The sequence below is a fragment of the Paenibacillus sp. FSL R5-0470 genome, from assembly GCF_037975205.1.
In the GTDB taxonomy this organism is placed as follows: domain Bacteria; phylum Bacillota; class Bacilli; order Paenibacillales; family Paenibacillaceae; genus Paenibacillus_AQ.
On sequence record NZ_CP150238.1, the window covers coordinates 3,197,361 to 3,223,640 of the forward strand.

The 26,280-nt window shown below is 41.6% G+C and carries 24 protein-coding genes; 21 read left to right on the plus strand and 3 right to left on the minus strand.

The genetic code is table 11. The features are described 5' to 3' along the window. Positions 1-7 precede the first annotated feature (7 nt). From MKY99_RS14140 to MKY99_RS14180, 9 genes are all read left to right on the plus strand, one after another. Complete coding sequence (locus MKY99_RS14140) at positions 8-541, plus strand: TetR/AcrR family transcriptional regulator (protein WP_052404282.1); 534 nt, start codon at positions 8-10, stop codon at positions 539-541. 13 nt (positions 542-554) lie between these two features. Beyond that, positions 555-881 carry a multidrug efflux SMR transporter gene (locus tag MKY99_RS14145; protein ID WP_339271173.1) on the plus strand — a complete coding sequence of 109 codons (327 nt, stop codon included), beginning with the start codon at positions 555-557 and terminating at the stop codon, positions 879-881. A 17-nt stretch (positions 882-898) separates the two neighbouring features. Continuing rightward, complete coding sequence (locus MKY99_RS14150) at positions 899-1,249, plus strand: multidrug efflux SMR transporter (RefSeq protein ID WP_042188045.1); 351 nt, start codon at positions 899-901, stop codon at positions 1,247-1,249. A gap of 275 nt (positions 1,250-1,524) precedes the next feature. After that, positions 1,525-5,448 carry a discoidin domain-containing protein gene (locus MKY99_RS14155; RefSeq protein WP_339271175.1) on the plus strand — a complete coding sequence of 1,308 codons (3,924 nt, stop codon included), beginning with the start codon at positions 1,525-1,527 and terminating at the stop codon, positions 5,446-5,448. A 235-nt stretch (positions 5,449-5,683) separates the two neighbouring features. Then, on the plus strand, positions 5,684-6,493 hold the full coding sequence (locus tag MKY99_RS14160) for an alpha/beta hydrolase (protein ID WP_339271177.1): 810 nt from the start codon (positions 5,684-5,686) through the stop codon (positions 6,491-6,493). Positions 6,494-6,512: 19 nt separating this feature from the next. Next, complete coding sequence (locus tag MKY99_RS14165; RefSeq protein WP_339271179.1) at positions 6,513-6,947, plus strand: YciI family protein; 435 nt, start codon at positions 6,513-6,515, stop codon at positions 6,945-6,947. Continuing rightward, positions 6,944-8,206 (plus strand): RNA polymerase sigma factor, encoded by a 1,263-nt coding sequence (locus MKY99_RS14170; RefSeq protein WP_339271181.1) that lies wholly within the window; start codon positions 6,944-6,946, stop codon positions 8,204-8,206. The genes MKY99_RS14165 and MKY99_RS14170 overlap by 4 nt, the downstream gene beginning before the upstream one ends. A 50-nt stretch (positions 8,207-8,256) precedes the next feature. After that, complete coding sequence (locus MKY99_RS14175) at positions 8,257-8,598, plus strand: DUF1801 domain-containing protein (protein ID WP_076285765.1); 342 nt, start codon at positions 8,257-8,259, stop codon at positions 8,596-8,598. Positions 8,599-8,749: 151 nt separating this feature from the next. After that, complete coding sequence (locus MKY99_RS14180) at positions 8,750-9,286, plus strand: hypothetical protein (protein WP_339271183.1); 537 nt, start codon at positions 8,750-8,752, stop codon at positions 9,284-9,286. Between the two features lie 85 nt (positions 9,287-9,371). On the opposite strand, the gene MKY99_RS14185 is transcribed toward MKY99_RS14180, so the two are convergent. Further along, positions 9,372-9,806, minus strand: a complete 435-nt coding sequence (locus MKY99_RS14185; protein ID WP_339271643.1) for a MarR family transcriptional regulator — start codon at positions 9,804-9,806, stop codon at positions 9,372-9,374. Positions 9,807-10,081: 275 nt separating this feature from the next. Here MKY99_RS14185 and MKY99_RS14190 point away from each other — a divergent pair, with 275 nt between their 5' ends. Beyond that, the gene (locus MKY99_RS14190) at positions 10,082-11,617 is read left to right on the plus strand and encodes a DHA2 family efflux MFS transporter permease subunit (protein ID WP_339271184.1); all 1,536 of its coding nucleotides are present in this window, start codon (positions 10,082-10,084) and stop codon (positions 11,615-11,617) included. Between the two features lie 197 nt (positions 11,618-11,814). Further along, positions 11,815-12,468, plus strand: a complete 654-nt coding sequence (locus tag MKY99_RS14195; protein ID WP_339248053.1) for a hypothetical protein — start codon at positions 11,815-11,817, stop codon at positions 12,466-12,468. Here MKY99_RS14195 and MKY99_RS14200 read toward each other — a convergent pair. Further along, positions 12,459-13,544: a helix-turn-helix transcriptional regulator gene (locus tag MKY99_RS14200; RefSeq protein WP_339271186.1), complete on the minus strand. Its 1,086-nt coding sequence runs from the start codon at positions 13,542-13,544 to the stop codon at positions 12,459-12,461. The genes MKY99_RS14195 and MKY99_RS14200 overlap by 10 nt on opposite strands. Before the next feature lie 128 nt (positions 13,545-13,672). On the opposite strand from MKY99_RS14200, the gene MKY99_RS14205 reads away from it, so the two are divergent. From MKY99_RS14205 to MKY99_RS14225, 5 genes are all read left to right on the plus strand, one after another. Continuing rightward, positions 13,673-14,767, plus strand: a complete 1,095-nt coding sequence (locus MKY99_RS14205; RefSeq protein ID WP_339271188.1) for a saccharopine dehydrogenase NADP-binding domain-containing protein — start codon at positions 13,673-13,675, stop codon at positions 14,765-14,767. 176 nt (positions 14,768-14,943) lie between these two features. Next, the gene (locus MKY99_RS14210; RefSeq protein ID WP_339271190.1) at positions 14,944-17,328 is read left to right on the plus strand and encodes a polyprenyl synthetase family protein; all 2,385 of its coding nucleotides are present in this window, start codon (positions 14,944-14,946) and stop codon (positions 17,326-17,328) included. A 145-nt stretch (positions 17,329-17,473) separates the two neighbouring features. After that, positions 17,474-18,289, plus strand: coding sequence for a sugar phosphate isomerase/epimerase (locus MKY99_RS14215; protein ID WP_339271192.1), 816 nt, complete (start codon positions 17,474-17,476; stop codon positions 18,287-18,289). A gap of 17 nt (positions 18,290-18,306) precedes the next feature. Continuing rightward, positions 18,307-19,380, plus strand: coding sequence for a Gfo/Idh/MocA family oxidoreductase (locus MKY99_RS14220; RefSeq protein WP_339271194.1), 1,074 nt, complete (start codon positions 18,307-18,309; stop codon positions 19,378-19,380). 13 nt (positions 19,381-19,393) lie between these two features. Further along, positions 19,394-20,200 (plus strand): alpha/beta hydrolase, encoded by an 807-nt coding sequence (locus tag MKY99_RS14225; RefSeq protein ID WP_339271196.1) that lies wholly within the window; start codon positions 19,394-19,396, stop codon positions 20,198-20,200. Positions 20,201-20,250: 50 nt separating this feature from the next. Here the strand turns inward: MKY99_RS14225 and MKY99_RS14230 are convergent, their stop codons facing one another. After that, positions 20,251-21,006, minus strand: coding sequence for a DeoR/GlpR family DNA-binding transcription regulator (locus tag MKY99_RS14230; protein ID WP_339271198.1), 756 nt, complete (start codon positions 21,004-21,006; stop codon positions 20,251-20,253). Positions 21,007-21,190: 184 nt separating this feature from the next. Between MKY99_RS14230 and MKY99_RS14235 the strand changes: the two genes are divergently transcribed. From MKY99_RS14235 to MKY99_RS14255, 5 genes are all read left to right on the plus strand, one after another. Then, positions 21,191-21,685 (plus strand): sigma-70 family RNA polymerase sigma factor, encoded by a 495-nt coding sequence (locus MKY99_RS14235; RefSeq protein ID WP_339271200.1) that lies wholly within the window; start codon positions 21,191-21,193, stop codon positions 21,683-21,685. A gap of 20 nt (positions 21,686-21,705) precedes the next feature. Then, the gene (locus MKY99_RS14240; protein ID WP_339271202.1) at positions 21,706-23,178 is read left to right on the plus strand and encodes a DUF4179 domain-containing protein; all 1,473 of its coding nucleotides are present in this window, start codon (positions 21,706-21,708) and stop codon (positions 23,176-23,178) included. A 146-nt stretch (positions 23,179-23,324) separates the two neighbouring features. After that, complete coding sequence (locus MKY99_RS14245; protein WP_339271645.1) at positions 23,325-24,191, plus strand: sugar ABC transporter permease; 867 nt, start codon at positions 23,325-23,327, stop codon at positions 24,189-24,191. Between the two features lie 13 nt (positions 24,192-24,204). Then, a complete protein-coding gene (locus MKY99_RS14250; protein ID WP_339271204.1) occupies positions 24,205-25,083 on the plus strand; it encodes a carbohydrate ABC transporter permease in 879 nt (292 codons plus the stop codon). A 20-nt stretch (positions 25,084-25,103) separates the two neighbouring features. Beyond that, positions 25,104-26,264 (plus strand): biotin/lipoyl-binding protein, encoded by a 1,161-nt coding sequence (locus MKY99_RS14255; RefSeq protein ID WP_339271206.1) that lies wholly within the window; start codon positions 25,104-25,106, stop codon positions 26,262-26,264. Positions 26,265-26,280 lie beyond the last annotated feature (16 nt).

A 26,280-nucleotide genomic window follows, 5' to 3' on the forward strand; every position in this document is an offset into this window, starting at 1 on the left:
GATCAATGTGAACAGTAATTCTAAACGTAAAACTATTTTATTGGCGGCTTCCACAGTTGTTAAAAATAATGGAGTAGAGAAGCTTACGCTTGAAGCTGTGGCTAAAGAAGCCGGGGTCAGTAAGGGCGGGCTACTGCACCATTTTCCAAATAAAGAAGCTTTGATCATAGGGATGGTCGAAGATCTAACGAACCATTTTTTTACCAATGTTCAAGATAGAGCAATGAGCGAAACGGTTGAAAAAGGGAAGTGGAGTCGTGCTATTACTAAAGCCATGGATGATGATATTAAAGAGGGCAAAGAGATTGGTACCGCGCTTCTCGCTGCTCTTTTCACAAATCCAGATATTCTTAACAAATTTCAAAGTCAATATGCAACATGGCAACAAAACATAGAGAACGATGGCATTGATCCTGTACGCTCCACTATCATTAGGTTGGCAGCAGATGGGTTATGGTATTCCGAAATGTTCGGATTAGGTGTGTTAGATGATGAATTACGCACGAAAGTCATTCAAGAATTGATAAATATGACGAAGTAAGGAGAGGTTATCTTTGAATTCATATGTATTACTTGCAACAGCGATCATCTGTGAGGTATTTGGCAGTTCAATGCTAAAAGTGTCTAACGGGTTTAAAAGGGTATTCCCATCCATTGGCGTGATCATTGGTATGGGCTTAGCATTTTATAGTCTTTCTTTAGCGTTAAAAACAATTCCATTAGGTACAGCTTATGCGATTTGGTCAGGGGTGGGCACAGCTTTGACAGCTATAATTGGCGTAGTTATTTATAAAGAGAACTTTAATCGTAAGAAATTACTAGGTCTACTACTTATTATTGGTGGTGTAATCATTATGAAGCTCTCAGGTGGGGCTCATTAGAATTTGGAGGCTGCAGCATGAAAAGAAATGTAGGATATATTGCTCTAAGTATAGCGATTGCTAGCGAAGTCGTAGGGACTACAATGTTGAAAATGTCAGAAGGATTCACGCAATTACTCCCTTCTATAGGGGTTATTATTGGTTTTATTATTGCTTTTTATAGTTTATCCATAAGCCTTAGAGAATTACCGTTAAGCTTAGCTTATGCGATTTGGTCGGGTGTAGGTACTGTTCTAACTGCAATTGTGGGTATTGTCGTGTGGGGAGATCCATTTGGTATTCTTACTTTTGCCGGCATAGTATTAATAGTAGGAGGAGTGGTATTATTAAACTCTCCTGCCAAAGGTGAAGACAAAGTACGGGCCTGATAAATCAGGCTCTTTTTTTATTTTTAAACGGATGTCATAGATTCCATAAATCGCATAGTTTCGCGATAATGGTATCACTTACCTTTTCCGTAGAATTACATCTTATAGTTTGAGCTACTATTTATCTATAATGAGTGTGTCTGAAAGTGAAGGGAGGGTGTGGTTCTTTTTAATGTGCTCTGGATGATCTCTATTGAAAACGCTACCATTTGAGCACTTTGATAGGTTCGTGAATTTTTGAGAATCTAACATATTTAAGGAGGATTAAAATTAAAATGCGTAACAAGTATGTTGTATGGTCGCTGGTAGTATCCATGCTGATTTCAAGTTTATTCTTGGCTGCGGGCCCACTTAATTTTGTTTCAGCCTCCGGAGGACCAAACCTGACACTCGGCAAAAATGTAACTGCGAGCGGTCAATCACAAACTTATAGTCCTGACAATGTTAAAGACAGTAATCAAAGCACGTATTGGGAAAGTACGAATAATGCATTCCCGCAATGGATTCAAGTCGATTTAGGTGCAAATACGAATATTGATCAAATCGTTCTAAAGCTCCCTTCTGGTTGGGAGATGCGGACGCAAACATTGGCTGTTCAAGGTAGCACAAACGGTTCGACATTCACGAATATTGTAGGTTCTGCAAATTATGAATTCAATCCATCAGTGGCAGGGAACAGTGTTACCATCGACTTTGCCTCAACCAGTACGCGTTATGTTCGTCTGAATGTAACGAGCAACACAGGTTGGCCGGCAGCTCAGCTCTCTGAATTCGAGATTTACGGCGCTAGTGGCCCTATTCCTACTCCAACTCCATCGCCTTCCGGCACTTATGAAGCTGAATTTGCTTCACTGTCTGGAGGAGCTAAAGTGAACACGGATCATGCCGGTTACTCCGGCGCGGGCTTCGTGGATGGATATTTGACACAAGGTGCAACAACGACATTCACGGTTAACGTGCCAGCAGCAGGTAGTCGTGAGGTGACATTGAAATACGCCAATGCAAGTGGCAGTGCAAAGACAATAAGTGTCTACGTCAATGGTGCTAAAATTGGCCAGACCTCATTATCTAACTTACCAAATTGGGATTCATGGAGCACTAAAGTAGAAGTTCTTAATCTAAATGCGGGTAACAACACCATCGCATATAAATATGATGCTGGTGATTCTGGCAATGTTAACCTTGACCAAATCACTGTAGCGTCGACGACAACAACACCACCTGCAACACCTGCTCCGACACCGACAGCCACACCAACACCGTCAGCAACACCAATACCAACACCAACGCCAACACCAACACCAACGCCAACAATCACACCAACACCGACGGTCACACCAACAGCAACGCCGACACCAACACCAACACCAACACCTGCTCCTGGGAGTAATATTGCTGTCGGCAAGACGATTACCGCTTCTTCCAGTACACAAACGTTCGTAGCAACAAATGCGAACGATAATGACACAAGCACGTACTGGGAAGGTGGCAGCAATCCAAGTTCGCTCACCCTCGACTTAGGGGCGAACCACAATATTACGTCAATCGTTTTGAAGCTGAATCCAGCCTCTGCATGGAGTACTCGCACACAAACGATTCAGGTGCTCGGTCACAATCAAGACACGACTACCTTCGGTAATTTGGTATCGGCTCAATCGTATACGTTTAATCCAGCTTCGGGCAACACAGTAACCATCCCGGTTACGGCAACGGTTAAACGTCTGCAGTTGAATATCACTTCGAACTCTGGTGCCCCTGCTGGGCAAATCGCGGAGTTTCAAGTATTCGGTACACCAGGGGCGAACCCTGATCTAATGATAACGGGTATGTCCTGGTCACCTACTACTCCTGTCGAGACAAGTGCAATTACATTAAATGCAGTTGTTAAGAACAACGGTAATGCTAGCTCCGCAGCAACCACTGTCAACTTTTACTTAAACAATGAGCTCGTTGGATCTGCTCCAGTAGGTTTATTAACTGCAGGCGCATCAACAACAGCCTCAATGACATTAAACGCTGGAGCCAAAACCGCTGCGACCTATGCTCTCAGCGCTAAAGTAGATGAGAACAATGTGATTATCGAGCAGAACGAAGGGAATAACAGCTATACGAACGGGGCATCTCTTGTTATCGCTCCAGTCTCCAGCTCTGACTTAGTTGGTGTGACTACCTGGACACCAAGTAATCCAGTGGCTAATAGTACAGTAGCTTTTACCGTAAATCTCAAGAATCAAGGAACCATTGCTTCTGCAAGCGGTTCTCATGGTGTTACTGTAGCTCTTAAAAACTCAGCGGGTACCACGATTCAAACATTTAATGGATCCTATTCCGGGACCCTTGCTGCTGGAGCTTCCGTTAACGTCACGATTCCAGGGACATGGACAGCAGTCAACGGTAATTACACTGTAACCACTACTGTTGAAGTGGATGCTAATGAGTTAACAGCGAAGCAATCAAACAATATAAGCACAACGAATCTGGTGGTCTATGCTCTACGTGGTGCAAGCATGCCTTATAGTCGGTATGATACCGAAGATGCTACTCTCGGTGGTAGAGCTACGTTGAAATCAGCACCTACGTTTGATCAAGCACTAATTGCTTCAGAAGCATCTGGTCAGCGTTATGTAGCCCTTCCATCAAACGGCTCGAATGTGGGATGGACAGTCAGACAAGGACAAGGCGGCGCGGGTGTGACTATGAGATTTACTATGCCTGACTCTTCGGATGGTATGGGACTGAATGGTTCACTTGACGTGTATGTGAATGGAGTAAAAGTCAAAACGTTATCGTTGACATCCTACTACAGCTGGCAGTATTTCTCGGGCGATATGCCTGGTGATACTCCTAGTGCTGGGCGTCCGCTCTTCCGATTTGACGAAGTCCACTGGAAATTGGATACTCCTCTCCAGCCTGGAGATATCATCCGTATTCAGAAGAACAATGGAGATAGCTTGGAGTATGGTGTTGATTTCCTCGAAATCGAACCCGTTCCTACTGCAGTCGCTCGTCCGGCGAACTCCGTGTCAGTGACAGATTATGGTGCTGTAGCAAATGATGGTCAGGATGACCTTGCAGCTTTTAAAGCAACGGTGAATGCAGCTGTTGCAGGCGGTAAGAGCATGTATATTCCTGCCGGAACATTTAATCTTAGCAGCATGTGGGAAATTGGTTCTGCCAGCAATATGATTAACAACTTTACGGTGACAGGTGCTGGAATCTGGCATACGAACCTCCAGTTTACTAATCCTAATGCGGCGGGAGGCGGTATTTCACTCCGTATTAGCGGCAAGCTAGATTTTAGTAATGTTTACATGAATTCGAATTTGCGATCCCGTTATGGACAAAATGCAATTTACAAAGGATTTATGGATAACTTTGGTACAAATTCAATTATCCATGATGTCTGGGTAGAACATTTTGAATGTGGCATGTGGGTAGGCGACTATGCTCATACACCTGCTATTTATGCCAGTGGGCTTGTGGTTGAAAACAGCCGGATTCGGAACAATCTTGCCGATGGTATCAACTACTCCCAAGGCACTAGCAATTCGATTGTTCGAAACACCAACGTAAGAAATAACGGTGACGATGGTCTTGCAGTATGGACTAGTAACACCAATGGTGCTCCGGCGGGTGTAAATAACACATTCTCCTACAACACGATTGAGAATAACTGGCGTGCAGCAGCCATAGCATTCTTTGGAGGCGGCGGTCATAAGGCAGATCACAACTACATCATCGACACTGTAGGTGGTTCTGGTATTCGTATGAACACCGTTTTCCCTGGTTACCATTTCCAGAATAATGCGGGCATTGTTTTCTCAGATACTACGATTATCACAAGTGGTACCAGTAAAGATCTGTATGGTGGAGAACGTGGAGCCATCGATTTAGAGGCATCGAATGATGCCATCAAGAACGTCACCTTTACCAACATCGATATCATCAATACACAACGCGATGCAATCCAGTTCGGTTATGGTGGTGGATTTGAGAATATCGTGTTTAACAACATCAATATTAATGGTACTGGGCTTGATGGTATTACTACTTCACGTTTCTCTGGGCCACATCAGGGTTCGGCAATCTATACCTACACAGGCAATGGTTCAGCAACGTTTAACAACCTGACGACTACGAATATCGCTAACCCCAACCTGAATTATATTCAGAGCGGTTTTAATCTGACGATTCATTAAGCGTTAGTGTGAGGGAGGAGTTCTTCGGAACTTTTCCCTTTTTTCTTATATTGTGGATAGTAAAAATTTAAAACTTCAGAGAAGGATATTGACTTGATGAACAAGAAATAAATGGTAGGATATAGTATTTATCTCATAAGAAATAAATTTTTAGGAATGTGTCGATTTCATCATCTTCCGTTCGTCGTTTAAATAGAAGTCCGGATATCAGACGTTAAAGCGAAGGAGAGATGAAATGCATTTAGTAACTTCAATGGACGGAACTAAGATTGCCTATGACAAAATGGGTCAAGGGCCAGCACTTATATTAGTGACAGGTGCATTTAGTTACCGAAAATTCCCAAGTCAGGTACAGCTAGCTGATCTGTTGTCTGAGAATTTCACAGTCTTCAATTACGATCGACGAGGTCGTGGCGATAGCGGAGACACTCAGCCATACGCAATAGCTCGTGAGATCGAAGATCTGCAGGCTATAATTAATGCGGCCGGAGGATCGGCATATGTCTGGGGATTGTCTTCTGGAGCAGTTCTTGCTCTACAGGCAGCAGCGGATGGAGCAAATATTACAAAATTAGCTCTGCATGAGCCTCCATTTGTTGTCGATGCTTCGGATCCTAAACCGCCTCTAGATTTCGTAATGAATGTTACTGAGCTTATTGCTACAAATCGCCGATCTGAGGCAATTAAGTATTTTATGACTAAAGGTATGGGAGCACCTGCGTTTGTTGTTAAATTGATGCGCTTAATGCCAAGTGTATGGTCTAACCTAATGGCTGTAGCGCACACTCTTCCCTATGATGCTGTTTTATTGGATGGGTATATGGACGGAAAGCCACTTCCTGCCACATTGTGGAGCGCAGTTACCATTCCAACGCTGGTCCTCGAAGGAACGGAGAGTCCTGTTGGCTTACGGTATGGTGCTCAGGAAATAGCTAAAGTACTACCTAATGCGAAACTATTAAGTAAAAAGGGGCTCGGTCATACGAAGAAACTCAATACAAGGATCATTTCAACTGAACTTACTGCATTCTTTATGGGAAATTAAAAATAGGAGGGATACACCTATGAGATTTATGATGATTGTTAAAGCTACCACAGATTCAGAGGCGGGAATTATGCCTAGTCAAGAACTGATTGATGCTATGCAGAAGTATAATGAGGAATTGGTGAAAGCAGGTGTGTTGCTGGCAGGCGATGGATTGCAACCGAGTTCCAGTGGTATTCGAATTTCATATCCGGAAGCTGGCGGCAAACCGAAAGTTATGGATGGTCCGTTTACAGAAGCTAAAGAAATGATCGCTGGATATACGCTGATTGAGGTCAAATCAAGAGAAGAAGCCATTGAATGGGCTTTACGTATGCCGGACCCTCATGGATTTGGCCAAGGAGAGATTGAGTTAAGGCAGGTATTCGAGCCGGGGGAATTAATGGACGATCCCGAAACATTGGCGAAAGAAGCAGCACTTCGTAAACAGGTTGAGGAGCAGAAGCAAACGTGAGTTTCTCCCATACGCATCGAACGATTGATACAATATGGCGAATGGAATCGGCAAAAATCATTGCGGGTTTAACGCGCATGGTACGGGACGTAGGTCTCGCAGAAGATCTTGCTCAGGACGCATTAGTAATTGCCCTTAATCGATGGCCAGAGACGGGGATTCCAGATCATCCAGGTGCTTGGCTGATGACCACCGCGAAACGGCGTGCGATTGATCTTATTCGCAGGACCAAGCTTCGAGATCAGAAATACGTAGAGGTTGCACATAGCATGGATTTATACACTGAGGTAGACATAGATGATGCGTTAGATGAGGAGATCAGTGACGATCTCCTTCGTCTGATCTTTATGACCTGTCATCCGGTGTTGTCACAAGATGCCAGAGTAGCCCTGACCCTTCGACTGTTATGTGGATTGACGACAGATGAAATCGCACGTTCTTTTCTAGTCGCCGAATCAACGATTGCTCAGCGAATTGTTCGGGCGAAGAGAACCCTAAGTGCTAACAAGGTTCCTTTTGAGGTACCCGTTCAAGAAGAGCTTAAAGACCGTTTGTCTACGGTGCTTGAAGTCCTTTACCTAATGTTTAATGAAGGATATTCTGCAACCTCTGGAGTGGATTGGATCCGTCCGCTGTTATGCCAGGAGGCGCTGAGATTAGGACGGGTACTAGCTGAGATTAACCCTTATGAACCTGAGGTTCATGGACTGGTCGCCCTTATGGAGATTCAATCCTCGCGTTTTAGGACAAGGGTTAATAGCAAAGGGGAACCTATTCTACTAATGGATCAAAACCGGGCACAGTGGGATCAATTACTGATCCGTCGTGGCCTGGCTGCTTTAGAGCGTAACCGAAAGCTTGGTCGTCCGCCGGGACCTTACTCGCTTCAGGCTGCGATTTCTGCTTGTCATGCACAGGCGACTACTGCAGCAGAGACAGACTGGATCCGTATTTCTGCACTGTACGAAGCGCTCTCGAGAGTCATGCCTTCGCCAATTGTCGAATTAAACCGAGCGGTCGCCATATCCATGGCGTTCGGCCCAACCTTTGGACTGCAAATTGTGGATGAGCTAAATACTGAACCATCTATGAGGGAATATCATCTGCTGCCCAGCGTTCGTGGTGATCTTCTGCTGAAGCTGGGTCGATATGATGAGGCTCGTACAGAGTTTGAACGTGCCGCATCCTTGACTGGGAATGAACGTGAAAGGATTCTTTTGCTGAATCGGGCGGCAGCGTGTAACTTAGGAACATCGTAGTTAATTCAATATTATTTTAAACCGGTACGTACATAAAGGAGAGATAAAATATGAATCAAGAAGTCATCGATTTTATTGAAGCATTAAAAGAACCATGGCAGGTGGAGTTATCTACTAATCTTCGTGAGGTTGTTCACCAAGCAATCCCAGATGTACAGGAACGAATTCAGTATAAGAAGCCTCATTTTTTGAAAAATGGTAAGTACGCAGCAGCTATTTCAACTTCGAAAGATGCAGTAAGCTTTGTTATTTTTAATACGAATGAGCTTGAGTTTCCAGAAGGGATATTCGAGGGCCCTCCGGAGAGAAAAACACTGAAACTACGAAAAGGGGATACAGTGGATACGGCTCAATTAGTGGCTTGGGTTAGCCAATCCTCAGCTTCCCTTTAATTGCAAGATTCATGATGTAGGACGGTATCTCAAAGTCATTTGACTTCATGGGATATCGTCTTTTTTGGACGAATTTGGCTCCAGCAATACATAATCATTCAATAAATTGTGAAAAATACATCAAGAGCTAGCAATGAAGGGAATGAAACCCATGAAGATATTAAAACAAACTTGTTTGCTACTGCTTACGGTCCTTGCACTTAGTGCATGCTCAAGACCAGTAGCAGATAAATCCCAGCTACCACCTCCAACGGTTGTGCCAAGTGGAGCTGAGGAAAGATTTAGCCTTGAGGAACTTGCCACTTTGATTGGAAAAGAGGATGCTCAAGTTGTCCAAGCTCTTGGCAAAGGCGCACCTAATCGTAATGAAGGTACGAATTCTACTCTTTTATCCCGCGAATATAACGAGAAGATTGTGAATCACGAAGCAAATCTTCAGGTCTCCTATGATCACACTGGAAAAGTGATTGGAGAGACGATTCATTTTGAAGAAGCTACCAAGGAAAAATTAACGCAAGAGATAACGCAACAGCTTGGAGAGCTTACGACTAAGAGTGAAGGTAACACAGCAGATATAGAAAAAGAAGGCGAAGGTACAAACTTTCGTAGGGTATGGCAGACGGATAATGCCAAAATTTCTTTAATTGAATCCAATGGAAATCTATCTATTTCCATAGATATGAAGTAACATTCGAATAATGTGAGGAAAAAAAGGACAATACCCATTGTAATTAGACAATGGGTATTGTCCTTTTTTGATGAATTATTAAGGCTTAAGAGGAAGAATTATTGTTTGTTGCGGAGCTTAGACGATGAATTTGCTCTTCCAGAACCGCACTTGCTTTGCCAACAAATTGTGTAATAAGTTCAAGCTCTTCATCCGAGTAGGTGGAAGCTAATTTAAGCATCTCGGCATGCAGGGGAAGGTAGGCATTCCCGACCTCATTATTTTCATACAAAGGGACAATAATTACCTTACGACGGTCACTGGGGTCATTTTGTCTGCGAACAAAACCGTTATTTTCAAGTCGATCAATTAACGCCGTAACACTGCCTGTAGCCAGTCCGGTTAGTTTGGACAGTTCACCAGCGGTGATGGGACCTCTTTCATGGAGGATATCTATGGATAGATAATCATTATTATATAACCCAAGTGATGCTGCCACATTTTGCTGATATAGTATCGTTCGACTTCCTAGACCTCGCATACGCAAGGTGAAGTCTTCTTGCTGATTTTTCACTTGATTGTGTCGATCTCTTGACAAAAGAGAGCCCTCCTTTTAAAATGTTGATATCTTGATTATCGAGATATTTGTCAATAAAGATACTCGATGAACGTGCGATTAATTGAATTCATTTTATCGGAATTATTAAAGTTTTGCAAAAGGTAATGCATCAAGAAGTTTAGAGAGAGGTTGGTGTGCGATCTTATAACGATAAGATTAAATTCGAAATTAAGGAAAAGTGGAGGGAACAAAAGAGAATGGTAAAGAACTTGGAGAAGAAAAATAATGTAGGGATTATAATAGCGGCTCTATTACTGGCCACACTTATGGCATCCATGGATAACACTATATTAGCAACTGCAATGGGAACAATCGTAGGGGATCTTGGCGGTTTTGACAAACTGATGTGGGTGACTTCTGCTTATATGATAGCTGAGATGGCAGGAATGCCGATTTTCGGAAAATTATCGGATATGTATGGCCGCAAGCGTTTCTTTATTTTCGGAATTATTGTATTTATGATCGGATCTGCTTTATGTGGTACCGCAAACTCTATAGTTCAGCTGAGTATTTATCGTGCGATTCAGGGTATTGGTGGAGGGGCACTCGTTCCGATTGCGTTCACCATCATGTTCGATGTGGTTGCTCCGGAAAAACGGGGGAAGATCGGTGGATTATTCGGAGCAGCCTATGGTATATCAAGTATTTTTGGACCTCTTATTGGCGCTTATATAGCGGATTATGTGCATTGGTCTTGGATCTTTTATATCAACTTACCTATAGGTGTTATTGCCTTCTTTTTGATAACTTTCTTCTATAAAGAGTCTGTCGAGCACTCCAAGGAAAAGATCGATTACCTAGGTGCGTTTACACTTGTAGCTTCAATCCTGTGTCTCATGTTTGCGATTGAGCTTGGTGGAAAAAAATATGCTTGGGACTCTGCTATGATTGTGGGATTATTTTTAGCTTTTGTAGTGTTTATCGTAGGGTTTATTTTTATCGAACGTCGTGCAGAAGAACCCATCATTACTTTCGGCATGTTCAAGAATCGTCTCTATTCTACGAGTAATGTTATGGCTATATTTAGCGGAGCAGCATTCATTACAGCCTCGGTGTACATTCCAATCTACATTCAAGGGGTAATTGGCGGCTCAGCAACGAATTCGGGGCTTGTGCTACTTCCTATGATGGTCGGTTCCGTAATTACTGCTGCGGGCGGCGGATTCTTACTCTCGAAGTTCAATTATCGTACCATCATGATATCGTCATTAGTACTGCTTGTTTTAGGTATCTCTTTGCTAACCACATTAACACCTGATTCTTCAAGGTTCATGGTCACCATCTTCATGTTTCTAGTAGGTCTTGGAATAGGTTCGTCGTTCTCTGTTCTAAGCAATGCAGCGATTCATGGATTTAGTGCAAGACAGCGGGGTTCTGCAAGTTCGACACTTAGTTTTACAAGGGAGCTGGGAATGACACTCGGCATAACAGTCTTCGGTATTATCCAAAGTCATGTGTTTTCGAATAAATTAGCATCCATGTTCAGTGGCGGAGGTGCGGCACCCGAAGGTGTCAATCTAAGCGATCCAAATACAATTTTGACTCCGGATACCCGGGCAAAAATTCCTACAGAGGTTCTGGATAAGATTACCGAAGGTTTATCCTCATCGCTTGTTCACACTTTTGCTTGGGCAATTATTCCGTCTGTTATCGCTCTACTGGCTGCATTTGTGATGAGTAAGGAAAAGTTTGATCCGGCTTCTGAATTGGGAGAGTATACGGCTTCGCATTAAAGGATGGTTGTTTTGTAATATTAACGAATGCACTAGTGAAATGTTACATTTAAACAGATTGAGCCCTCTATTCCATAGGTGCTCAGTCTATTTTTTTAAAATAATGATTTACATTATATTCCTATTGTAATATTATCAAGTTTGACGATTGTAAAATTAGATAATAATGGAATTAGTTAAAGATAGGAGGATTTTTCGTGTCAATTGTAGGTATTTTAGGAGTGGTTCACGATGATGAACTTAGGCAAAAATATCATTTTTCTTTAGAGTTCATAAAAGATTTAATTTTAGAGTTTAATCCAGATATTATTTGTGGAGAAGTCCTTCCTAGTAGTTGGGAACATTATAAGAAGGACAGTAATTACCGTGGATATTGGGGAGAACCTGCAAGTGAATATTGGGATCTCATTTTCCCTTTGTGTAAAGAAGAGAATTATGAATTTGTCCCTATTGATTGGGTTGAATTGGATGTTTGGACAGATTTTGATCCTTTTAATAGCTATAAAGAAGATCAGAGAAAAGAATTGGAATATGAGTTAGAGCAATGGTTTCAAAGACAGCTTTCAACAGTGGATTCAAGTGCAATTCCCTTTAATTCATTAGAATATGACACTATTACAAGACAGAAGTATGAATGGTTAGAACGAATCAATCCGCAAGCACATCAGTTCAGATGGTTGTGTAGACATCTTATAATGATTCAACGAATCAAAAACGCCATAAAAGGCCACTCAGAGAAAAGAATCTTGTGTATTGTAGGTGCAGACCATAATCATTCGTTATATGAAGGATTAATTACAGAGAAGGACATACAACTTGTATATCCTTTATCTCGTATTACTCAAGCTTGAGCAATATTGTAGCGTGAATGCAAATACCAAATAAGTTCTCTACGGCTGCTGACACCTGATTTGCTAAAAATAGATTTTAAATGATCTTGGACGGTGTATGCAGAAATATGTAGTGCGGAAGCCAATTCTTTAGTGGATAATCCTCGAATTACACCATGTAATAGCTGCTGCTCACGTTCTGTCAAACCATACGCTTCAGCAATGATGGGGAGCATGTCAGCAGGACGCGCGGGTTCGAATGAAATGGCAACCTGTTTCTGACCGTTGCTAGTCTGAAGACGACTTGCTCGCACGACTAAATAGGGCCCCTCAGTCATACGAATGCATGCCTTAGTTATCCCCACTGATTCGAAAGGGCTATTTAACGCTTGCGTGCTTACAGCACGGATTGGACGAGGCAGAACATGAGCCTCGATCATTTCCAATGATCGAAGTTTGTCTATCCAGCGATCCGCTGCGGGATTGGAGGAAAGAAGAGCTAAGTCATCAGATAAAACTGCAATGCCGGAATCGTAATGATCTTCAAGCCAAGTCTCATCTCTTTCTGGAAGCTCAAGACTGAAAGCCCGCATTCTAGCTGCAATCAGAGGGATGAGCGAGGTGATCCAATCACATTCCTCTTGTAAGAATTTCGATTGATCTGCATTCCTGTACAGCGTCAAATATCCCCAACAAGATTCGCCAAGAATAAGGACTGCACGTAGTTCATCCCCAAAACCTGCAGGAGACAATACCTTTCGATAGCGTGTACTCCGCTCGGGTTTCTGCTTGGTCGCCTCATATATTGTAGCGACGAGGAGTTTGTTATGAACCATTTGCTCATAGGTGTTAACATCATCCTGACCGTATTCGATCTGGAACAAGTGGGGATGAATGGATTCTACATTGTCTTCAGTAACCGCACCTGTCGAAAGCAATGTCTGTGGATCAACATGAGTACAGCAGGCAGCATCAAAGGGAACTGCTTCACGTAAAAGAGTCAGCAAGGAAGTACGGTAGTTGTGAGATGAATCAGTAACCATACCTAGTTTAACGATTTGTTTCTTTATTAGAATGAATTGTTTATTGGTTTTCATTGAGTAGCCCTCTAGTCCTTAATGGATTATATCAACTCCCACATTTGTGGGATAGTGAACGGAAGCGAAATCCGTATAATTGAGAATGATTCTTAATCAACTCTATTATATAGGATGCGGTGATAATAATGCAGGAAAAAGAAGATATTGTTGTCGTTGGTGGTTATGGACATGTAGGGTGTACCATATGTGAAATATTAGAGAAGAAGTATCCAGGTAAAGTATTTGCTGCAGGGAGAAGTCTTGAAAAAGCAGAGAGGTTCAGTCAATCTACTCACGGCAGGATCAAGCCGTTACAGTTAGATATTAATAAGCCGATACCTCCACATTTACTAGATCAAGTGAAGCTAATCATTATGTGTTTGGATCAAACGAATACGGATTTTGTAAAAGCCTGCTTTCTTAGCGGTACGTATTATGTGGATGTATCAGCGAGCGGTCCGTTTTTATCTCAAATTGAGGCGTTATACGAAGAGGCTGCACGACATGGATCTAGTGCCGTTCTTAGTGTAGGGCTTGCACCCGGTATAACCAATCTAATGGCTCTTGAAGCGGAAAGACTGATAGAACAGACGGAGGAAATCGAAATCGCGATTATGCTCGGACTTGGTGATTCTCATGGTAAGGCGGCGATCGAATGGACAGTGAATAGTTTAGGAGAAAAGTTTGAAGTTAAGCAGAAGAATCGTCAGGTAGAGGTAGAGAGCTTCACCGATAGAAAGTCATATCACTTTGGTGACTATTTAGGGAATCGCCATGCCTATCGTTTCCCATTCTCAGATCAACAGACGCTTGCCCGAACGCTCAAAGCATCGTCCATCTCCACACGATTTTGTCTGGACTCAGTTTTCGTTACTAAAATGCTGGCTATAGCCAAAAAAACAGGAGCCGTTCGTTTGTTAAAGACAAGCTGGGTGAACAGGTGGATGGTTCGTGCTATGGAGCGGCTGCATATTGGGAGCGACCAGTTCGCTATCAAGGTTGAGGCTCGTGGAAGAAATCGAGAGGGGAAGCCAATGCATGCTGATTTAATATTGCAAGGAAAGAATCAATCCCTCATCACTGCAAAAGTGACAGCAGCAGTATCAAAGCTCCTCTATGATTCTCCATTTCCAGGCGGCGTTTATCATATCGAGCAGATAACAGATTTAGCATATATACAAAAGGAATTAGGATTGACACTCTCGCTAAAGATCCAAGTAAAGGAGCATAATGCAGATTAATCTAAATAGAATAATTTGTGTATAGTTATTTTGAAAGAAGCTTGATTAGTCAAGCTTCTTTTTCGTAACCCAAAAGAGTTTTGACCGTATTAACTGATGAACATTTCATTCAGGAAGAAATTCTGTTCTTCCCTAATGGGTCATGTTAACAAAAAGAGAAGTTGAGGTCATCACCTATGAATGAAAAATTTACAGATTACGCCGATACAGGATATTCGATCGCTGAGCAGAAGGCAGCTCAGTATTTTGCATCTCTTCGTGAACAGTTCAAAGAAAAAACTTATGTGTCTACCTTGATTGAAGATTTTCAATTGTGGAAGAAGAACCATATTCATCGCCGTTCATGGTTGTCCTTTTTATCAAGAGGCAAGAGGAAACCTGATTCTCAGGATTATCATAGATATCTAGGATGGCTGAATCAGACCGGTAAATTGGATGATTATTTGGATCGAAGTGTTTCCTATCTTTATATGAGGGATCTGGGGCAAGCTTTAGATTCGCCGAATACACAGCTCCGGATTAAGCGTATGGTTGCCGACATTAGAAATCAGATGATTCTTCCAGGCTCCACAAGTTCGGAGGATCAGTCAGATTTCATGAATTTCACCGGGATTTACCGTTGGGCTCAGAAGGAAGGCGTTGAAACGGCCACGATTTGGGTGATAGACAAACTTAAGCGGGTATCAGCACATCTTCCGAAGGAAATGAATCCTGAGCAAGCGCAGCGTAAATTAATCAAGATCATTATTGGGGTGATACTCCATGTGATGGAAGAGATGGACGATGACGTACCACCTGTGGAGCGATCTAAGAGGATTGGTGAAGCCATTAGACTTGGTTATTCATATGGCTTAACTTATCCATTCATTGATGATCTCCTTGATTCCAGTGTCTTAACCGACCAAGAGAAAGAACAGTATTCTCATATGATACGCACTGCGATCCTTAATAGAGTTGTACCGGAATTGGGTGAATGGTCCGGAGAGAACATGCCGTTCATTCGATTTGTACATTCGGAGCTCAAGGAGGCTTTTGAGTATATTAGAGGATATCAGCGGGAAGAAATGCAGGATGCATTTTTCGAGCAGTCTTTTGTATTTTTCCATTCTCAGGAATTGGATCGTATGAAGAATCTTTCTAACTCTGAATACAGCAATGAAGAGCTTTTCATACCCATCATTTTAAAATCCTCTTCTTCCCGTTTAATTGTCCGATCCGTAATTAGTGCTCCAGCAGATGACGGATTTGATCAACGTACCTTTTTCTATGGGTTATATAATCAGCTGGCTGATGATTTTGCGGATATGTTTGACGATATGAAAGCGGGAGCGGTAACCCCCTATACTTATTATTTAAAATACCGTAGTCAACGTACAGATCTGATCAATCCTTTTGAATTATACTGGACGGTCATTTCCCATTTAATACACACTGTGTATCGCTCTGATCCTAAAACCCGTGAAGTAATATTAGATCGCGCCATTAATGGACTCAAGCGATGTAAAGAACGTGTAGGAAATGAGAAGTATAAAGAGATCATGGAGATTTTTGCTTCTGGTCAACCAGCATTTAATCGGCTTGTCCAGCAGATGGTGCAGAAAGTGGACGATGTGGATTTTTTCGATAAACTGCTTCGGGATCAGTTGCTTTTGAATCTAAAAAACAGCAAGAAGGAAAAAGTGGAATTTCGAGATACGATCCAAAAGGTTCGCGATCAAATCAATAAACAATTGCTGATAGCCAAGCCAGACGGGACGCCAGAAATGAAAGAGTTGCTTATTGATGCGGCTAATTATAGTCTAGCAGGCGACGGCAAGCGGATAAGACCTATATTGACTTGGGTCATGGGTGTTAACGAATATGGTCTAGATGCATCCGCAATTGTGCCGCTTCTAAGATCTTTGGAATATATGCATACCGCTTCTCTAATCTTCGATGATCTTCCATCCCAGGATAATGCTTCAACCCGAAGAGGTCGTGCAACTCTACACGAAATGTATACTAGTTCAACGGCGGAATTAACCGGACTATTTCTGATTCAGAAGTCGATCGAGGAACAGGCGTCACTTCATTCTTTTGATGCAAAAGCAGTGCTAGCCTTGATGCAATATTCAGCCCAAAAAGCAGAAGATACATGTATGGGTCAGGCAATGGATCTGAATTCTAAGGGAAAAGCATTGACGCTAGAGCAATTAAATATGATTTGCTTTTATAAGACCGGAATTGCATTTGAAGCTTCACTAGTGATGCCAGCGATTCTGGCTCAGGTTAAGAAAACTGAAGTTCTGGCTTTGAAAAAATTTGCCTATCATGCGGGGATTGCCTTTCAGATTAAAGATGATTTGCTCGATTTGGAAGGAGATCATCATTTACTAGGTAAGCCGATAGGTCAGGATGTGGAGAATAACAATTCAACGTTTGTATCTATCCTTGGTGCTGACGGCGCAAGAAAAGAGATGTGGGAACACTACTGTCTCGCTATGGAAGCGTTAAAGGAGATCCCTCGTAATATTGCTTTTCTGAAGCATTTATTGAATTACATGATTAATCGAAATCGATAATTGTTTGTAGAGTGTTGGCATTATTGCCAGCACTTTTTTATATTTTTATGCAGATCATTAGTTCTTTTTGATAATTGAATTTTATTGTTTATAATCGAAATTACGTGTATGATGAAGTTGAAAATAGATAAAGGAGGTGTAACTTGTGAAGCTAGGAATTTTCTCGAAAGTATACTTGAACTATGAACTGGAGATCGCCTTACACAAAATCAAAGCGCAAGGCATGAGTAGCGTTCAATTCAATTTTGCTAATGTAGGACTGGAAAGCTTGCCTAAAGAGATTAGTCAGGAGACCATCCATCAAATCAGAGAAGCAGTAATGAACAGTGGAGTTAGCATTGCTGTGATCTCAGGAACGTTTAATACGCTAGAGCTAAATGAGGAGAAGAAAGTTGAAAATCAGCAGCGTTTTAAAAATGTAGTTGAGGCTGCAGCTGCATTAGCTGTTCCGTATGTTTCGATTTCTACGGGTAGTTTGAACCAAGAAGATTTCTGGAGTTCTCATCCTGACAATCATACAGTGAGGGCATGGTCACTATTGCATGAAAGTCTTGCGTGGATGCTGAAAATTGCAGAAGACAACCAAGTAACGTTAATATTTGAACCTGAACAAGCCAATGTGGTGAGTACGGCAGAAGATGCTTTGAGACTATTACAAGATCTAGACACACCCTATCTTAAGGTTTTGTATGATGCAGCAAATCTAGTAACCCCACAGGATCATAAGGACCTCTTAGGTAAGATTTCAAAAACGCTAACAGCGCTGAAGGAGCACATTGCCATTGCGCATTGCAAAGATGCTTTTGTAACCGAAGAGAAGATCACTTTTGCACCGGTGGGTAAAGGAAACTTGCCCTTAAAGGAATATCTAAATGAATTAAGTAAGGTTTATGACGGTCCTGTTATTATGCATGGGTTAGCTGAGGGCGATGTAGAACATGCTTTGAATTTCTTTAACTAGAATAGGAGGACATGAATATGAACAAGGAAAATAAATTGTTGAACATCGGCGTATTAGGTTGCGGTCAGATTTCACAAGCGGCGCATTTTGACTCTATAAGGCGTTCACGTAATGCTCACCTTTATGCAATATGCGATGTAGATGAATACTTGCTCCAAAGAATGAATGCTATCTATGAACCTGACAAGATATATACGGATTATGAACAAATGCTGGCGGACTCGAGCGTACATGCTGTAGTTATTGGGATTGCCGATCAATTTCATGTGGAGGCAGCTAAACAAGCCGTGCGTGCAGGTAAACATATCTTGGTAGAAAAGCCTCTAGGTGTATCCATCGAAGAAGTGGAAGAATTAAAAGAGCTTGTGGATCGTACCGATCTCAAAGTGCAAGTGGGGAATATGAAGAGATTTGACCCCGGTATAGTAGCAGCTAAAGAGTTTGTGGATCATGAAATGGGTGAGATTATTGGCCTAAAAGCTTGGTATTGTGATTCCACCTATCGATATACCGTTACTGAGAATGTTCAGCCAGTGATTATATCCGGTGAAAATATAAAGAGACCTGCTGGAGATCCAAAAGCGAACAAGGAACGCTATTATATTTTAGGTCATGGAAGCCATTTGTTCGATACCGCAAGATATCTAGGTGGAAATATTGTAAGTGTGAAAGCATGGAATACGCAAAAGTTCGGTGCCTATTGTTGGTTTATTACTGCGGAGTTTGAAAGCGGCTTTGTAGCTCAATTGGATTTGACCATTGCGGTTCGGATGGATTGGCATGAAGGATTCCAAATTTATGGTGAATTCGGATCAGTAGTAGGAAAGACATACAACCCGTGGACATTAAAATCAAGCGATGTAGAAATTTTCAAAGCTAGTGATAACAGCTACCATAGACCGCTTGGAGCAGATGGTCATTTTTATAGATTGCAGATTGAAGGTTTTGCTGATTCAATTCTGCATAATAAGCCAGGTGTAGGTGCAACGATTGAAGATGGGATTGCTACGATGAGAGCGATGCTCGCTGTTGAAGAATCGGTGAAGACCGGAAATACGATTTATCTAAGTGACGTTTCTGGTCCTTTGTAAAGGAGGGGAGAATATGCCTTACTTTACCTACGAGCACATTCGATTTATTTATGAAGATGATGGAGGGGATGGAGAGCCTTTTATTTTTCTTCATGGTTTGGGCGGTGACGTTAATCAAACTTTCGGTTTAATGAAGCAAACAGATCACATACGAAGGATCTCACTAGATTTTAGAGGTCATGGAAAGACTGTGGCGTTTGGACATGCGGATGATTTTTCTTTTAAACAATTCGCCGAAGATGTGATGGCTTTAACGAAACACCTTCATATTCGTCCATTTAATATTGGAGGCATTTCCACAGGTGCTGGGGTGTCGCTACATTTGGCATTGAGATATCCGGATAGCGTTAAGAAGCTTATTCTGTCACGTCCAGCTTGGGAAGATAAACCGCAAGAGAAGTTGGTTCGTGAAGCCTACGCCAAAATTCATGATGTACTGCAGGATACAGATCCTCTGACCGCTCAAAATAGATACGAAAATTCAGAGGTCTATAAATCCATAAATTCAATATCTACTTATGCGGCTGAATCCCTATTAGGGCAGTTTAAATATCCTTATGTAAAAGAAACCTCGATGAAGTTTGTGAAGCTGCCAATGGATTGTCCTAATCATGATCGTGAGGCTTGGAAGAACTTAAAGCTGCCCACATTGATCCTTGCTAGTCAACTTGATCCAATTCATCCATACGCCTACGGACGATTACTCTCAGAATATATCCCAAACGCTCAATTTATTGAGATTACTTCAAAAACGATCAGTAATAAGCAACATAATCAAGATTCTTATGAGGCTATTGAGAGCTTTTTAAATGAAAGATGAGCACAAGCTTCAAAGGTGTTCATCTTTTTTTGTACAAATTTAGAAAGTATCTATACTGTAATTACGTTAACGCCGAGTTTGTTATATGTATCAACAATTTTATTGTCTACTGTACCTTCAGTGATTAAATAGTCTAACGCGGATACCTTGGCTACAAAAAAAGTGGATATTTTCTCCAGCTTTTCTTTCGTAGCTATGGCGATAACCATGGAAGATTGTTCAAAAAGTTGATTCTTAATAATGGATTCCTCATAAGAGGGAACAGTTATGCCCACCTTTGAATCCAGCGTGGATACGCCAAGGATTGTTAGATCCAAATGGATTTGCTGTATCGCTCTAAGCGTTGCGGCTCCGAATAACACTTGGTTCTTTTTATCGAGGTCGCCACCTAACAAGGTTATACTAGCTTTGGACAATCGGCATAGCGATAACGCAATTGAGGGGGAGTTGGTAATAATTCTTCCATCAAAATGCTCAGGGATGTTCTCAGCTACTTTTAAATTTGTGGACCCGCCATCAATAAAAATAACCTTTGCATTCTGAATAAGCGTACAAGCTCGTTTAGCTAAGTTAGCTTTGGTCTGGCTATTAAATTCTACACGTGAATTGAAATCTTTCATGTCACTAATAAGGCTATGAGCACCACCATGAATTCGTTTGAGAAGTCCCAGCTTCGATAAGCTTTGTAAATCTTTTCGTATGGTATCTTCTGTTACATTTAATTCCTGTGTTAATTCTTGGACAACGACGCGGCCTTCAGTCTCTACTTTTTTTAGGATATACGCCTGTCTGTCAGCTTTTAGCACTGATCCACCTCTTTTCACAAAATGCTCTAAAGGTTGTACTTAACGTTACTATTTTACTACATATGAAATGAATTTGAAAAAAATCAATCGTTTTTACGTTCAACTCCGTCTTACTTATAGATATATGAGGTGGATGCATCTTCCTGATAGAAGATAGAGGGGGTGGTGGAAGGTGGAAAACACAATGGATGAAGTCAGAATGGTAGATTTTGCGCAAATGGATGAAGAAGCTTTTTTTAGTCGTTTGTATGTGGAGCATCGAAAAATGTACGCTATTGCCTACAGTTATCTGCGAACAGAGGCAGACACGCTGGAAGTGATCCAAGAAGCTTCATGCAGGGCATGGATGAAACGCAAAAAATTAAAGGATGAACAGTCCTTCACACCTTGGCTGATCCGAATAACGATTAATTGCTGCATGGATGAGCTACGGCGCAAAAAGCGTGTGATTGTAGCGGAGAAGATGGTGGAGGAAGCGGCACAGGAAATGAAGAGTAATGACCGAATTGACCTGGAACGTGCGATGAATCGGATAAAGCCTAGATATAGGCATGTAGTAACGCTTAAATACTACCATGACATGACCACTTCCGAAATTGCCAAAGTGCTAAAAAGACCAGAAGGTACCATTAAGACTTGGCTGCGTGAGGGACTCAAACAGCTTAGGAGCTATTTATAGCAATATTGGAGGTGAACGGGATGACAGAAAAAGAAGAACGTATTCTACATAAGAACATCGATGAAATGCAACAAAATGTCGAAGCAATACAGGAGATGAAAATCTACAACGCTATGAAAAAGGGAATTGTGGAAGGGAAGAAGCGAGAAAAACGACGCATCTATACTACAGGTATGGGCGTGGTTGCAGCTGCAGCGGTTGCGTTACTGTTTACTTACTCAACAATCGGATTACCGAATAAGGGAGTGGCACAACCTTCAGTACAATCGGCAAGCACTAAAAACACGGATAATTTCAAAGCTTATCGCTCGTTCTCAAGGTTAGAGCCTGCGCTAGCCAGTGCTCTTGAGCAGAATCTCGTTGTGCCGGTCGGTCAAAGTGCGGAAAACAAGGGTTACCGGATAGATGTGACAGGTGCCGTTACAGATGGGCGGAAGGTTTATGTTTTATACAGTGTTCAGAACAATACGGACGAAGTAGTTATACACGCAGATTTTGAGCTTCAATTTGAAGGGATACAGGAGTCGCCTCTTCACAAAGGTGCATCATTAAGTATGCTCGCTAGTGAGAGCCGAATTCAACCCGGACAGTCTATGGATTTTATATACTCCACTAATCTTTCACCAACGGTTAAATATCCAAAGAAAGTCAACTATAATATAATTCTTACAGAAACTTCAGATAAGGCTCTCCTATCCAGTAGTAATAAGTATCGGACTAGTCTAGATGTTGCTTTCGAGCTTGATCCTGACATGCTTAAAGCACAGGAACGTATGCTGGATACAGACGGAACACTGAGAGTGGACGGGCAAAAGATTAGAGTGAATCAAGTGCAGTATACTCCGCTTAGCACCTATGTGGATCTGGAATATAATCAGAATAATGATAAACAGATTTTTCAATTAATTAATCCAGTACTGATTAGTAAAAAAGGGGACACAGTTGAGAAGTTGTATTACCCCGATATCATCAATTTTGACAATTCTGAAGTCTATACGGACAACTCCAAGTTCACGTTAGTGTTCAAGAATAGTAAGGGCAGCCAGCAGCCGGATTCTGTGACGTTGAAAGCATTCGGAATTTCGGCAGTCGAAAAAGATCAAATGAAAATTGTCGTGGATCTTAACAAATATCAGCTTATTGAAGCGCCCGGAACTGGACTTGAGTTAGTCACGCCAAAGCAAGAGAATAACGTAGAGGAAGGAGAAATCCTCCTAATTCGTAATATTGAGAATGCTCAATATTTAGAAGGCTCTACTAGACTTGCTGAGACTTTTACTGACGCAAAAGGGAAGGTATATAATAGAGCACCTTCCACAAGTAGCTTCAGCAGCTATACGACTTCTAAGGATGGGTCAGCCGTGAACGAGTTTGGATATAATTTTGGCGCGGAAGCGAAGAACTATCCTCAGCCATTAACGATAACGTTAGAGAAATATACAAATCCAATTATGGAGACGCAGGCTGTGGAGTTGTACTCGATTAACCGTTGATATTTCATCAACGGTTTTTTTGTGTTCTCAGAGAATTCATTTTTTGAAATTTAAGAAATACTTAATATATACCATACTTCTTTTTAAAAAGTTTTACTTATTCTAAGTACATGAAGGAGGTTACTGAAAGAATGATAAACCCAATTATGAAGAAATGGCTCCGAAAGGATGTCTCAGCGGCAATAATGTTCCTGGCACCAAGCGGTATCGGATTCGCGATGTTTTACCTTATACCGTTTGTTATGGGAGTATTCTATTCTTTTATGGATAGCACGATAGAGGGCCACTTTGTAGGGTTTGATAATTACCGAGAGCTGCTAGATAGCGATTCTTTCCGTAAAGCAGCATCTAATACATTTTATTTTAGTGTGATAAGTGTTCCACTAATGCTTGTACTCTCGTTAGGATTAGCGATGTTATTGAATAAAAATACATATTTTCGGAATTGGCTGAGGACTGGATACGTGTTGCCGCTTGTCGTACCTGTCGCCTCCATCATTCTGATCTGGCAGATGCTCTTCGATTGGAATGGCTCGCTTAACGCCTGGCTGAACAACTTCGGTATCGATCGTGTGGATTGGATGAAGACGGATGCAGCTAGAAATGTAATCATTGTTGTTTATTTATGGAAGAACATTGGTTATAACGTGATTTTATTCTTGGCGGGATTGCAGCAAATTCCAAAGGATTATTATGAAACAGCTCAAATTGAAGGTGCTGGACGATTACGGCAGTTTCGCAGTATTACGCTTGTCTATCTAACCTCTTCGATGTTTTTTGTAATCATCATGTCGATTATTAATTCATTCAAAGTGTTTCGAGAAACGTATTTAATCGCTGGTGATTATCCGCAAGACAGCATTTACATGCTGCAGCATTATATGAACAATATGTTCATGTCGCTCGATGTTCAGAAGCTGACTGCCGCGGCGACCTTGATGTTTGGTTGTATTTTATTGATTGTGTTGGGATTGTTTGCATTTGAACGGAGGCATAGACAATTCATGGAATAGGGGTGAAAAGGTTGTGCCAGTTGTCAAAGTCTTGCGAAAAGGGGCATTAACACTCGTCATGGCTGTTATTGCAGTCTTGTTATTATTCCCGATTGTGATCACATTCACAAATTCGCTTATGACAGAGAAAGAAATTGAGATCAATTATGGACCTATCGGGCAGATGAATGAGGTGATTGAAGGGAGAGAAGATCCTTTTGTGAATTTAAAATTGCTGCCGGATCAAGTGTCCTTGGACCAGTATACTAATGTTCTCCTAGACAACCCTAAATATCTGACGATGTTCTGGAACTCAGTATTCATGGTTGTACCCATCATTGCAGGACAAACATTGGTAGCAGCACTCGCTGCCTATGCTTTCTCGAAGCTGAAATTCCGGGGACGAGATCCTTTGTTTCTTATTTATGTCCTAACAATGCTTATGCCTTTCCAAGTGACGCTAGTACCGAACTATATTATGGCGGATAAGCTAGGAATATTAAATAGTTCATATGCAATTATATTGCCTGGAATTTTCGCAGCTTTTGGTGTGTTCATGCTCAGACAGTTCATGCTAGATATACCGTATGCGTATATCGAAGCAAGCAAAATGGATGGTGCTGGACATTTTCTGATTTTCTACAAGATTATTATTCCGATGATTAAACCTGGTCTGGCAGCACTCGTCATATTATTGTTCGTTGATTATTGGAATATGGTGGAGCAGCCGCTTATTTTTCTAGATGATCCGTTTAAGCAGCCATTGTCAGTCTTTTTATCGAGGATCAATGAAGGCGAGAGAGGAATTGCTTTTGCTGCATCCATACTTTATATGGCTCCGATGGTGATGCTATTTCTGTATGCGGAATCGTATTTTATTGAAGGCGTTCAATTGTCTGGTATCAAAGGTTGATTGGAGGAGAATGACGGGATATGGAGTTAGGTATAGAGCCGACTGATCGTAGACGTAAACGAAATATTCAAGTCGTCTTCATGGTTTTTATGGGATTATTGTTGTTTTTTACATTGTTCAGTAACACGATACAAACTTTGACCTTGCCGAAAGTTAGAACCGAAAAACCAACAAAGGGAAATCTTTTATTTACGATTGAAGGTAGTGGGATATTGCAGCCACTTGCTGAAGTTAAACTTTCGAATACTTCCGGACTAAAGGTCGAACAAATTCTAGTGAAAGAAGGACAACGTGTAAAAAAGGGACAAAAGCTTATTATCTATGAGAGCAAAACGGCTGAGCAAGAATTGAAAGATGAAATAACAAATTTAGAAAAGCAGAAAATTGATCAACAGAATAGGCAAGATCAGTACATCCAATCCGCGCTGGAGGAGGATGAATTCAAAATCAGAAATGCAAGACGTGATATCGAAAAAGGGAAGTTAGATATCTTAGCTCAGGAAAATAAGATTAGCGGGATGAAAAATCGTCTAACAAGTGAAAAACAACTGTTTTCTCCTTTCGATGGTCTGATTTCAAAACTAAATGCCGTCGAAGGGTTAGCTTCAATGGGAGAAGCGGATGTAATTGTATCCAACAGTAGTCGGGGTTACAGATTGGATATTATATTGGATTCCGTGCATTTGTCCAATTTAGGGATTTCTGCTGGAGAAAAGATAGAGGTTGAGGTTGATATGAATCATGGACAAGAAGCCCGGACCATAAACGGCTCCATTGAAGAAGTTGCGAATTCAGAGTCACGTACTGATAGCCCCTCTAGTAATGAGTCCGGGAAGACTCAAACCATTCCTCAAAAGAATCTGAGAATAAAAGTCGTTGATCCAGAACTTAAAGGAGGTGAACAGGCTCGGATCAAAATCGAAAAACATTCACTCCAAGAAGGATTACTCCTATCCAATGAAGCTATTCATGAGGATCGCGAAGGTTTGTTTGTCTATAAAGTTGACGAGCAGCGGGGGGCATTAGGCAATGTTTTTGTCGCTCAAAAAGTCCGTATTCACTCTAGTGAAAAGAACGAGAAAGAAACGATGATTCAATCGGATATTCTCTATGAGGAGGATTCAATTATTCTGGAAAGTAATGAACCTCTTGAAGACGGGAACCGAGTTCGACTGCAATAAGAAATCATATAAACGA